This window comes from Glutamicibacter sp. BSL13 (genome assembly GCF_052928425.1).
The window spans coordinates 1-11,732 of the sequence record NZ_JAVGCZ010000090.1; the positions used below are offsets into that span (position 1 = coordinate 1).

General features: G+C 69.2%; 12 protein-coding genes. 10 read left to right on the top strand and 2 right to left on the bottom strand.

What is annotated here, in order from left to right:
* Together RCJ92_RS12850 and RCJ92_RS12855 are read left to right on the top strand one after the other, a co-directional pair.
* The coding region (locus tag RCJ92_RS12850) for a hypothetical protein (protein WP_446754759.1) at positions 1 to 529 on the top strand (529 nt) is incomplete at its 5' end.
* A complete protein-coding gene (locus RCJ92_RS12855) occupies positions 522 to 890 on the top strand; it encodes a PadR family transcriptional regulator (RefSeq protein WP_138926258.1) in 369 nt (122 codons plus the stop codon). The genes RCJ92_RS12850 and RCJ92_RS12855, both read left to right, overlap by 8 nt.
* Before the next feature lie 72 nt (positions 891 to 962).
* On the opposite strand, the gene RCJ92_RS12860 is transcribed toward RCJ92_RS12855, so the two are convergent.
* Both RCJ92_RS12860 and dtd read right to left on the bottom strand, forming a co-directional pair.
* Positions 963 to 2,777, bottom strand: coding sequence for a DUF222 domain-containing protein (locus RCJ92_RS12860; RefSeq protein ID WP_446754760.1), 1,815 nt, complete (start codon positions 2,775 to 2,777; stop codon positions 963 to 965).
* Positions 2,778 to 3,018: 241 nt separating this feature from the next.
* Positions 3,019 to 3,456 (bottom strand): D-aminoacyl-tRNA deacylase, encoded by a 438-nt coding sequence (dtd, locus tag RCJ92_RS12865; protein WP_446754761.1) that lies wholly within the window; start codon positions 3,454 to 3,456, stop codon positions 3,019 to 3,021.
* A gap of 150 nt (positions 3,457 to 3,606) precedes the next feature.
* On the opposite strand from dtd, the gene RCJ92_RS12870 reads away from it, so the two are divergent.
* From RCJ92_RS12870 to RCJ92_RS12905, 8 genes are all read left to right on the top strand, one after another.
* Complete coding sequence (locus tag RCJ92_RS12870; protein WP_246049458.1) at positions 3,607 to 4,968, top strand: replication-associated recombination protein A; 1,362 nt, start codon at positions 3,607 to 3,609, stop codon at positions 4,966 to 4,968.
* A 257-nt stretch (positions 4,969 to 5,225) separates the two neighbouring features.
* On the top strand, positions 5,226 to 5,849 hold the full coding sequence (gene rpsD / locus RCJ92_RS12875; protein WP_138174096.1) for a 30S ribosomal protein S4: 624 nt from the start codon (positions 5,226 to 5,228) through the stop codon (positions 5,847 to 5,849).
* A 133-nt stretch (positions 5,850 to 5,982) separates the two neighbouring features.
* Positions 5,983 to 6,354, top strand: a complete 372-nt coding sequence (locus RCJ92_RS12880) for a DUF948 domain-containing protein (protein WP_054821639.1) — start codon at positions 5,983 to 5,985, stop codon at positions 6,352 to 6,354.
* Between the two features lie 9 nt (positions 6,355 to 6,363).
* Positions 6,364 to 6,597, top strand: a complete 234-nt coding sequence (locus RCJ92_RS12885; protein ID WP_446754762.1) for a hypothetical protein — start codon at positions 6,364 to 6,366, stop codon at positions 6,595 to 6,597.
* Positions 6,594 to 9,284, top strand: a complete 2,691-nt coding sequence (alaS, locus tag RCJ92_RS12890; RefSeq protein WP_446754763.1) for an alanine--tRNA ligase — start codon at positions 6,594 to 6,596, stop codon at positions 9,282 to 9,284. Before RCJ92_RS12885 ends, alaS begins: the two co-directional genes overlap by 4 nt.
* Positions 9,277 to 9,828, top strand: a complete 552-nt coding sequence (gene ruvX / locus RCJ92_RS12895; protein WP_446754764.1) for a Holliday junction resolvase RuvX — start codon at positions 9,277 to 9,279, stop codon at positions 9,826 to 9,828. The genes alaS and ruvX overlap by 8 nt, the downstream gene beginning before the upstream one ends.
* Before the next feature lie 35 nt (positions 9,829 to 9,863).
* A complete protein-coding gene (mltG, locus tag RCJ92_RS12900) occupies positions 9,864 to 11,288 on the top strand; it encodes an endolytic transglycosylase MltG (protein ID WP_446754765.1) in 1,425 nt (474 codons plus the stop codon).
* Positions 11,289 to 11,339: 51 nt separating this feature from the next.
* Positions 11,340 to 11,732 (top strand): shikimate dehydrogenase family protein (locus RCJ92_RS12905; protein ID WP_446754766.1); only part of this gene is annotated, 393 nt, incomplete at its 3' end.

The window sequence follows — 11,732 nt, forward strand, 5'->3', positions numbered from 1 at the left end:
GCGGCGCGAACCGGCGGCGCAGGACGATCCGGTGCTCGGCGACGAGCAGTGGTTCACCGCCCTGGAGCGAATCCTGCGCGGACGCTACCTCTTCACCCGCGCCCAGGCACGCGCCGAAGTGGCGCAGCTGCGCGCCCACCTGAAGCAGCAGGATGCCGAGGGTAAGGGCGAGCCGCCACTGAGCAGGCGTGCCGAGGGCGGCGCGCGACGGGAATTTGGGCCGGTCGCCGGCTACGCTACGATCCTGGCAGCCACCTGCCGGTCCTCGATCGTGCGGCAGCTGCGGCTGCGCAGCCTGGCGCTGACCGTGACGCTGGTGTTCTACGGCTGGATCATCCTCACCACGTGGTTCGATGAGGGGCCCGGCTTTGGCGCCTGGGTCATGAGCGCCGCCTGGCTGATGCTGTTGATCCTGATGCTGCGCGACCTGATGCCGCACCGCCGCCAGCAGGCCATTGCCAGCATTGCGAGGCGGCGACGCCAGGACGCTGCCGCCCGGGAACGAGCACTGGGCGGGCACGATGACTGAGGCGCGCCCCGAGCTGCCGGGCTCCTGGCAACGCGCTGTCCTGCCCCTGCTGCTGCTGAGCGAGCTGCAGCAGGGCCGACGCCACGGCTACGCGCTGGGCAAGGCGCTGCAGCAGCGTGGCCTGGATCCGGTCAAGGGGGCCACCCTGTATCCGGCGTTGGCCAAGCTCGAGGAGCGCGGGGAGGTTGCGGCTTCCTGGGAGGAAGGCAGCGGTGGGCCCGGCCGCAAGGTCTACGAGCTGACCTCCCGGGGACGCGAAGCGCTGGCGCACTACCTGCTGGCCTTCGACCGCCTGACCCGCATCGTCGCGGTGCAGGTACCAGAGGCACACCGTGCGCAGGAACAGGGGCAGCCGGGCTGAGCGGCTGGCCGGTCCATAGATGCCTGATGCGCGGGGCTTGGTGACCGGCCCGGGGGGACGGTGAACGCCGGCTTAGGCAGCCTTCCAATAGGTGTTGCGCCGCGGAATCTGCAATGGGTCGATGTGCTTGGGATACAGCACATGGGGCAGTCCCTTGTACCGGATGATCTTGAACAATCCGGCATGCACATCGGCGTGGTGTCCCTTGCAGGCGCCGGCGCCCTTGTCCACACTGGTCGGACAGCCTCCGGCCCAGCCCCCGTCTTCGTAGTGGTGGGCCTCCACCAGTTCCGGGGGCACCGTGCATCCGGGCACAATGCAGCCCCCGTCCCTGGCGATGATGATCTTGCGCTGCACCGTGTTGTACAGCCTTTGGGATCTGCCAACGTCCAGCACCTGCCCCAGGGAGTTGAACATCATCGGGATCAGGCGTGCCTGGCACAACAGGAGGCGCAGTTTCGTGGCCCCGATCCGCTGGCCGTGGGCGGTGACGCCCTTGGCTTGAGCCAGATTCAGCAGGCTGTCATAGTCCAGGTGCACCACCACTTCGGGGGTGACGGTCTTGGTCTTGCCGGTTCCGTCCATGCTTTGCGACAGCAGGGCCACCAGGGCGTTCAGTCGGCGACGTGCGGCGCTGACCTCCGGCGCCGTGAAGTCCGGTTCTGGTGTGTGGGCTGCTGCCGGTGCCGGGGGAGCTTGAGCCGGATCGCTTGCTGCTGGGGGACCGGCGTCGGGCTCAACGGCCCACTGCGGCGGTGGCTGGTCGGTGCGCAGCCAGTCCGGATCCGGGACCAGGGGAGTCGGATCCGCTGCCCCGTCCGCTCCGGCTATCCCATTGGTTGGTGTGGCCGCCGGGGATGCTGCCCTGCCTTTCGCCTCGCTGGGGCCAGCGGGGGCCGATGGTGCCGGCTGGTTGCCGGAATCCAGTTCCTTCCCCGTCGTGCCCCGGTCCTTGGCCGAACCGGTGCCGCTGGCCTGCGCGGCGGCGCCGTCGGCGGCGATACGGGCCGCGGTTCCGGCCTGGGTACGCCAGTTATCGGCCTGCGCGATCAGCGAGCGAATGCGTTCGGCGTCCGCTCCCACGGCGCGGATCACAAACTCCTGCACCCCGTGGCGGGTGGGCCGCACAAACAGGCCCAGCTCCGGCGGGATGTTCTCCCCGTTGGCTTCCCGGTACTCGGTGACCAGGGCGCCGAGCTTCTTCTTCGCGGTGCGCTGCTCCTCAGCGCGCAGGATCGCGGCCGCGTGCTCCTCCAGCAGCAGCCCGTCCTGGGCGGTGGCGGTCAGTGCGGTATCCACCCCGTTGAAGATTTCATCCGGGGCCTCAAGCCTGTCCAGGGCGCGGGCTGCCTGCGCCACCTGCCGCCGGTCGATCGATGGGTCGCGGTACACCCCGGCCAGCCGTTCGAAGCGCGGATTGCAGCGGGTGCCCTCCATGGTCCGCCGCCCCACCAGCCGGTGGGCGTCGGCGATGCGTCCGGCCGCCTCGTGATAGTCGATGTTCAGCCACGCGGCCAGCAGGTTCGCGGTGTCCTTGTAGCAGGTGCGCCCGCGCACCCGTTGGGCCGGGGACTGGAAGTTGGTGGTGCCCGCGGCCAGGGCGTCGTACTCCTGCAAAGTCAGCGAGTGCGCGCCGGCCAGTTCGGCGTCCAGCGCCACTTCCAGCTGCTCGCCGTGGATCAGCCAGGCGAACTGTTCAACGAGCTTGGCGTGGGCCAGCACCAGGCGCGGATCGTGGTGGCAGTGCACCAGACGGCCCAGGGCGGTGAACAGCGCAAGGCACAGGCGACCCAGTTCCAGGATCATGCCTGCCGAGAGCCGGCTGCCCAGCTCGGTGGAGGCGCGGCGCAGCGTGGCAAGCGCCGTGGCCAGTGATTGCGTGTTCATGCCTCCCAGCGTGCCCGCTGCGGGCACGCTGTGGGGTGGCGGCCTGAAAATTGTGGATAACTATTTGTGGGGTCCCCCGCCTACCCACCCACGAGTGCCCGTCCCATGAGTCCGTTCCTGGGTACCCGCCCACACGAGCCCGACCTCTGGAGTCGGTCGAGCAGGCCTGGCCCCGCACGGTCCGTGCAGCGCTGCACGGACAAGGCCTGGACATGGCCCGGGCAGTGCCGGGAGCCGGAGGTTAGGGCAGGTCGGCCGAATCCACCAGCAGGGTCACCGGACCGGAGTTGGTCAGCGAAACCTCCATCATCGCCCCGAAGCGCCCGGTGGCGATCTCTGCGCCCAGCTCGCGCAGGTAGGAGACGAAGTAGTTGTACAGCGGTTCGCTGTGCGCCCCGCCGGCGGCCTGCGTCCAGGATGGGCGCCGGCCCTTGCGCACCGAGCCGTAGAGCGTGAACTGGCTGATCACCAGCAGCGGCGCGTTCTGGGATTCGGCGCTGGTTTCCCCCTCCAGGATGCGCAGCCGGTAAATTTTCTCGGCGACCTTGCGCGCGGTGACCTGGTCGTCCTCGTGGGTGATGCCCAGCAGCACCACCAGTCCCGGGGCGCCCAGTTCACCGACCACCGTCCCCTCCACCTCGACCTTGGCCTGGCTGGCTACTTGCACAACGGCGCGCATACTGTCCCTTCGCTTGGTATTGCTTCTGGCGGCTGGTTCCACCGCTGATTCCGCGGCTGAGCTGCGGGCAGGCCGCGCGGGTGATCCGCGGCGGCCGGGGCGGGTGGGCCCCGGTGGCTGCCCCTACCAGAGTATCGGTAGGGTGGAGTGGTGAACGATTTGCTCGATGGGCTGAACGATGAACCGGTCAAACGCCCGCGGCCCCCACTGGCGGTGCGGATGCGCCCGCGCACCCTTGATGAGCTGGTCGGCCAGCAGCACCTGCTCGGTCCCGGCTCCCCGCTGCGCCAGCTGGCCGAGTCCCCGTCCACCGGGCCCTCCGGTCCGGCCAGCGTGATCCTCTACGGCCCGCCGGGGATCGGCAAGACCACCATCGCGCACGTGATCGCCCGGGCCACGGACCGCAAGTTCGTGGAGCTTTCGGCGATCACCGCCGGGGTGAAGGATGTGCGCCGGGTGATGGAGCAGGCCAAGGACGACCGGGACCTGCGCGGGATGACCACGGTCCTGTTCCTCGATGAGATCCACCGCTTCAACAAGGCCCAGCAGGATGCGCTGCTGCCCGGGGTGGAGAACCGCCAGGTGGTGCTGGTGGCCGCGACCACCGAAAACCCGTCGTTCTCGGTCATTTCCCCGCTGCTTTCGCGCTCGCTGCTGCTGACCCTGCGTCCGCTGGAGGAAGGGGACATCACCGCCCTGCTCACCCGCGCGGTGGCCGATGAACGCGGGTTCAACGATGAGGTGGCGCTGCCCGATGAGCAGCGGGAGACGATCGTGCGCCTGGCCCAGGGCGATGCCCGCCGCGCGCTGACCGTGCTGGAGGCGGCCGCCGCGGTGGCCTGGAACGCGGCCGGGCCAAACCCGCGGCCGCCGGTGGTGATCGAGGAGGGGCACGTGCACCTGGCCATGGACCAGGCGGTGGCCCGCTACGACCGGGACGGGGACCAGCACTACGACATCATCAGCGCGTTCATCAAGTCGATCCGCGGCTCGGACGTGGACGCGGCGCTGCACTACCTGGCCCGGATGCTGCATGCGGGGGAGGACCCGCGCTTCATCGCCCGGCGGCTGATGATCAGCGCCAGCGAGGACATCGGGATGGCCGATCCCACCGCGCTGCCGCTGGCGGTGGCCGCCGCCCAGTCGGTGCAGCTGACCGGGATGCCCGAGGCGCGGATCATGCTCGGGCAGGCGACCGTGCACCTGGCCACCGCACCGAAGTCCAACGCCTCCTACCTGGCCATCAACCAGGCGCTGGCCGACGTGCAGGCCGGCAAGGGCGCGAAGGTGCCCGACCACCTGCGCGACGCCCACTACCCGGGGGCCAAGGCGCTGGGGCACGGCGTGGGTTACATCTACTCCCACGACGCCCCGCATTCGATCGCCACCCAGCAGTACGCCCCCGATGACTTGGCCGGGGTGAACTACTACACACCCACCGCCAACGGCGCGGAGAAGCCGATCGCCGACCGGCTGGCCCGGCTGCGGGCGATCATCCGCGGCAAGCGCTGAACCGGCCCGGAGCCCGCCGACCCCCGGGTCCGCAGTCCACCCGCGTCCCGACCGCGCTCGGATGCGAGCTTGCTTACACCCCGCCGGCCCGATCCGCCGCGAGGCCCACGGGCCGGGGTGAAGGGTGTAAACTTGATCCTTGGCTGGCAAGCCGCGCCCTCGGGCGTGGTTGCAGTGCTCACCGGGATGCGACGCCCCACCACTCTCCACCCTGGAGGCCAGTTACCATCCGTCGCTAAACAGAAGAGGACACATTTATGGCTAACGCCCGTGCCCGCCGTACCGTGCGCCTGTCGCGCGCACTTGGCATTGCACTGACCCCGAAGGCTGAGAAGTACATGGAGCGCCGTCCGTACGGCCCCGGTCAGCATGGTCGTGCCCGCAAGAAGCAGGACAGCGACTACGCAGTGCGTCTGCGCGAGAAGCAGCGTCTGCGCGCCCAGTACGGCATCCGCGAAGTCCAGATGCTCAACGCCTTCAAGGAAGCCAAGCGCCTTGGCGGGGAGACCGGCGGCAACCTGCTGGCCCTGCTCGAGTCCCGCCTGGACGCCCTGGTGCTGCGTGCCGGCTTCGCCCGCACCATCCAGCAGGCCCGCCAGCTGGTCGTGCACCGCCACATCATGGTCAACGGCCAGCGTGTGGACCGCCCCTCGTTCAAGGTGAAGCCGGGTCAGGTGATCCACGTTCACGAGAAGAGCGAGAAGATGGTTCCGTTCCAGATGGCCGCCGCTGGCGAGCACGCACAGGTGCTGCCGGCCGTTCCGGGCTACCTGGACGTGAAGCTGGAATCGCTGCAGGCCACCTACGTGCGCCTGCCCGAGCGCTCGGAGATCCCGGTGACCTGCGAAGAGAACCTCGTGGTCGAGTACTACGCACGCTAGGCCACCCGCCACGTGTGCGCCGATGGCCCGCAACCGTCCACGGTTGCGGGCCATCGGTCCTTAACTACCTGTTCGGCCAATCGGTTCGATAAGGTGGACTGGCACCGAAGAACAACAGCAGAAGAGGAAGCTCATGTCGGGTTCGGATATTGCAGGTCTCATCGCCGCCGGCGTCTTCGCCATCCTGGTGGCGTTGCTGGCGGTCCCCATCATCAAGTTGGGAAAGGTTTTCGATGAGCTGCGCGACTCGATCAAGGACCTGTCCGACGGCACCACCCCGCTGATCGGGGAAGTGGCCAACACCGTGGCCACCACGAACGACCAGCTGAAGAAGGTCGACGCGATCACCTCCAACGTTTCGGACGCCACCGCGAACGCCTCGGCGCTGTCCTCGCTGGCGGCCGCCACCCTGGGCAAGCCGCTGATCAAGGTCGCCGCCTTCACCTCCGGGGTGAAGGCCGCGATGAACACCAAGCCGCGCGGCACCGGCCGCCGCAGCCGTTAGGAGTCAGGCATGAAGAAGCTGATGTGGGTCGCCATTGGTGTCGGCGTGGGCATCCTGGCCACCCGGAAGTACACCGATATCTCCTCCGGCAGCGCGCTGAACCGGCAGGTGGGCAGGTACGCCGACAACATCGCGGATGTGGCCGCCGCCTTCCGTGAGGGCATGCACAGCCGCGAACAGGAACTGCGCTCCGCGTTGGGCGTGGAAGAGAACACTATGAAGGGATCGTCCTCAGCACGATGAAAACGCAGGAAATTGCCCGCCGCTGGATCGACTTTTTCGTTTCGAAGGGTCACACCGCGGTTCCCAGCGCCTCGCTGGTCTCCACCGACCCGTCACTGCTGTTCACGGTGGCCGGCATGGTCCCGTTCATCCCCTACCTGACCGCCGTGGAGGAACCGCCCTACAGCCGGGCCACTTCCGTGCAGAAGTGCATCCGCACCGCGGACATCGAAGAGGTCGGCAAGACCGTGCGCCACGGCACCTTCTTCCAGATGTGCGGCAACTTCTCCTTCGGGGACTACTTCAAGGAAGAGGCGATCACCTTCGCCTGGGAGCTGCTGACCAACCCGGTCGCCGAGGGCGGCTACGGGCTGGACCCGCAGCGGCTGTGGGTCACCGTCTACGAGGACGGCGAAGAGCGCGACGAGGAAGCCCGGCGCATCTGGGAAGAGAAGATCGGCCTGCCGCGCGAGCGGGTCGTGGGCACCGGCAAGGAAGACAACTACTGGAACACCGGCCAGCCCGGCCCCGGCGGCCCCTGCTCGGAGATCTACTACGACCGCGGCCCCGAATACGGCATGGAGGGCGGCCCGGCGGTCGACGAGACCCGGTACATCGAGATCTGGAACCTGGTGTTCATGCAGTACCGGCTTTCGGCGGTGCGCTCGAAGACCGACTTCGACGTGGCCGGTGAGCTGCCCAAGCGCAACATCGACACCGGGCTGGGCCTGGAGCGCCTGGCGATGATCCTGCAGGGCGTGGAGAACATGTACGAGACCGACCAGGTGCGCCCGGTGCTGGACCGCGCCGCCGCCCTGGCCCAGGTGCGCTACACCTCCACCGAGGACCCGGCGGACCCGAACCACGCCAACGACGTGCGCCTGCGCATGATCGCCGACCACATCCGCAGCGCCCTGATGCTGATCTCCGACGGGGTCACCCCCGGCAACGAGGGCCGCGGCTACGTGCTGCGCCGCCTGATCCGCCGCGCCGTGCGCGCCATGCGCCTGATGGGCGTCGAATCCGAGGTGCTGCCCCAGCTGCTGCCGGTCTCCCGCGACGCGATGAAGGGCGTCTACCCGGAGGTGGAGGCCGACTTCGAGCGCATCGCCCGGATCGCCTACGCCGAGGAGCGCGCCTTCCGCCGCACCATCGCCTCGGGCACCACCCGGCTGGATGAGGCCCTGGCCCACGCCAAGGCCGAGGGCGCCAACCTGTCCGGGGACGAGGCGTTCGCGCTGCACGACACTTACGGCTTCCCGATCGACCTGACCCTGGAGATCGCCTCCGAGGCCGGGCTGGCCGTGGACGAGTCCCGTTTCCGCGAGCTGATGAGCGAACAGCGCACCCGCGCGCAGAAGGACGCGAAGGCCAAGAAGTCCGGGCACGCGGATTTGTCGCTGTACAACAAGCTGGCCGAGGCCGGTTCGGTGCACTTCACCGGCTACGACACCCTGGAGGGTGAATCCAAGATCCGCGGGATCGTGCGCGACGGGCAGCTGGTGCCGTTCGCCGAGCAGGGCCAGCAGATCGACCTGGTGCTCGATGAGACCCCGTTCTACGCCGAGGCCGGCGGCCAGGCCGGGGACGTGGGGCTGATCACCGGTGACGGCTTCGTGCTGGAGGTCACCGACGTGCAGGCCCCGCTCAAGGGCCTGAACGTGCACAAGGCCGTGGTGCGCGAGGGCGAGCTGCCGGCCGAGGCGCTGGTGCGCACCCAGGTCGATGCGATCCGCCGCCACTCCGGGGAGCAGGCCCACTCGGCCACCCACCTGGTGCACGCCGCGCTGCGCCAGCTGCTGGGCCAGGAAGCCACCCAGGCCGGGTCATTCAACAAGGCCGGCTACCTGCGCTTTGACTTCTCCTGGGCCGAGCAGCTTTCGGCCGAGGCCCGCCTGGAGATCGAGGAAGTGGTGAACCTGGCGATCCTGGCCAACCACAACGTGATCACCAACGAGATGGCCCTGTCCGAGGCCAAGGCCCGCGGCGCGATCGGGCTGTTCGGGGAGAAGTACGGCAACCAGGTGCGCGTGGTGGAGATGAACGGGGACTGGTCGCGCGAACTGTGCGGCGGCACCCACGTGGGCTCCACCGCCACCATCGGGCAGCTGACCCTGCTTTCGGAGGCCTCGGTCGGTTCGGGCAACCGCCGCGTCGAGGCACTGGTGGGCATGGAGGCGTTCAAGCACGGGGCCGCCGAGCGCGCCCTGGTCAACGAGCTGTCCACGATGTTCAAGGTGCCCTCCGGGCAGGTCACCGAGCGCGTGAACGAGACCGTGGCGAAGTTGAAGGCCGCCGAGAAGCAGATCTCCGAGCTGAAGGCCGCCGCGCTGCTGGCCCAGGCCCAGGGGCTGCTGGACTCGGTGCAGCAGGTGGGCGGCGTGAAGCTGCTGGCCCACGACGCCGGCGCCGTGGATTCGGCCGATGCGCTGCGCACCCTGGCCCTGGATCTGCGCGGCAAGCTGGGCAGCGAGCCGGCGGTGATCGTGCTGATCGGCGTGGCCGGCGGACGCCCGCTGGTGCTGGCCGCCACGAATAAGGCCGCCCGCGCGGCCGGGCACAAGGCCGGCGCGCAGGTGCGCACCGCGACCGGGGTGCTTGGCGGCGGTGGCGGCGGCAAGGACGACATGGCCCAGGGCGGGGGCAAGGACGCGTCGAAGATCGGCCCGGCCCTGGAGGCGATCCGTTCGGCCGTGGCCAATGCCTGATCCGCACCAGGTGCCCGAGCCGGGGCACGCCGCCGGTCAGCAGGCCCCCGCCGAGAAACCGGCGGGGGCCTGCCCCGGCGCGCTGCTGGGCGTGGACGTGGGCGCGGCCCGGGTGGGGGTGGCCGTCGCCCAGGCCGATTCCGGGCTGGCGCTGCCGGTGTCCACGCTGCGCCGGGATGTGAAGAAGAACTCGGACCGGCGGATCCTGCTGAAAATGGTGCTTGATCGCCAAGTTACCGACGTGTACATTGGGGAGCCGAAGTCGCTGTCCGGCAACGCCACCGAATCCACGAAAATGGCCCGTGACTACGCCATCTCGCTGGCCGAGGAGGCCCACGAGGCGGGGATCGAGCTCGGCGTGTGGCTGATCGACGAACGGCTGAGCACGGTCAGCGCGCACCGGGCGCTGCATGAGGCCGGACGCAAGTCCCGCAGCCACCGCGAGGTGGTGGACCAGGCGGCCGCCGTGGAAATACTGCAACAGGTCCTGGACCGCAAGCACAACCAGGTGCCCATCCAGGCCAGCCGGGTCGTCATCCGCTGATGCCCCAGCCCCCATCCGACGCAGGAGAGAGCCCAATGCGAGACGAATCTCGACGGGAAGCACAACGCCAGGCACGCCAGGAACTGCACCAGCGGTTCCTGGACGGCGCCCCCGGCGGGCTGCCGACCCCGGGGCAGCCGGAAATCATCGGCGCCTCCCTGCCCGCCCCCGCCCTGAGCAACGAACACACCTCCGCCGACGAGCTGGCCCTGGCCGCGGCGAACACCACCCAGTTCGACGCCGCCGAGCCGGCGCCGTGGCAGACCCCCCACCACGGGCACCACGTGCGCCAGGACGAGGCGCAGCCGGCCGGGGATCCGGCCGCCGGGATCAGCGCGCCGGTTGCGGCCGCGCACCTGTACCAGGAGGAACCCGAATCCCAGGTGAGGGCCCGGCGCCAGCGCAGCAAGCGCCGGCGCAACCTGGTGATGGCCGCCACCGTGCTGATCTTCGCGCTGGTCGTGGCCGGCGCCGGGTTCACCGTGCGCGGCATCTACAAGGCGTTCAACCCCGATGACTATCCCGGCCCCGGCGGGGCGCAGGTCGAATTCGTCGTGGAGGACGGCTGGGGCGTGGGGATCATCTCCCGCAAGCTCGAGGAGCTGGACGTCGTCTCCGACGACAAGCTGTTCGTCAAGGCCATGGACGCCTCCGCGGCCGGGAACAAGGTTATCCACCCGGGCACCTATGTGCTGCAAAAGCAGCTGCCGGCCGCCGAGGCCGTGGACCTGATGGTGGACAACCGCCCGGACAAGGTCTTCTACGTGGGCCTGAAGCAGAACATGCGCCTGAACGCGGCCCTGGAGGAAATCGCCAAGGGCTCGGGGCTGGAGCTGAAGGAACTGACCGAGCTGGCCAACGACCCCGAACGCTTCGGGCTGCCCGGGGAGGCGAAGAACCTGGAGGGCTACCTGCACCCGGGCGAATACCGCTTCGCCCTGGACACCAGCGCCGAAGAGGTGCTGCGCCAGCTGGTGGACTCCACCACCGCCACCCTGGCCGAGCACGGGGTGAACGACCCGACCCAGGGCTACCGGGTGCTGAAGATCGCCTCGATCCTGCAGGCCGAAGCCCAGCCGAAGGACTACGCGGTGGTCGCCGGCGCACTGAACAACCGGCTGTCCGAGCAGAACGACCAGACCCATGGGCTGCTGCAGGTGGACTCCGCGGTGATCTACGGGCTGGACCGCTACACCCTGCAGTTCTCCAAGCAGGAGAAGGCCGATAAGTCCAACCCGTACAACACCTACGTGCACCGCGGGCTGCCGCCCACCCCGATCGGCTCCCCGGCCGACTCGGCGATCGCCGCGGCCGTGAACCCGCAGGAGAACGACTTCTACTACTGGGTGACGGTGAACATCGCCACCGGGGAAACCAAGTTCGCCCGCACCTACCAGGAGCACCAGCGCTACCAGCAGGAGTTCCGCGACTGGTGCCAGGCCAACCCGGGGCAGTGCTAGGCTCCATCGCCACCGAAGAACAACGCGCAAGCCACCGACAGTGAGGTAACCGTGAAGGCCGCAGTCCTGGGCAAGCCCATCAGCCACTCCAAGTCCCCGCAGCTGCACCGCGCCGCCTACCGGCTGCTCGGCGTGGACCTGGACTACCAGCGCCTGGAACTGGACCCGGCCGACGCGCCGGACTTCGCCGCCGGGCTGCGCGCCGGCGGCTGGGCCGGCTGCTCGGTCACCATGCCGCTGAAGGACGTGTTCATCGGCCACATGGACAGCGTCACCGACCTGGTCACCACCACCGGGGCGCTGAACACCATCGTGGTGCACCCGGACGGGACCCTGCACGGGCAGAACACCGACGTGTACGGGATCGTGCGGGCATTCGCCGACGCCGGGATCGGGCACACCGGCACCGGCACCATCCTGGGGGCCGGGAACACGGCGCTGGCC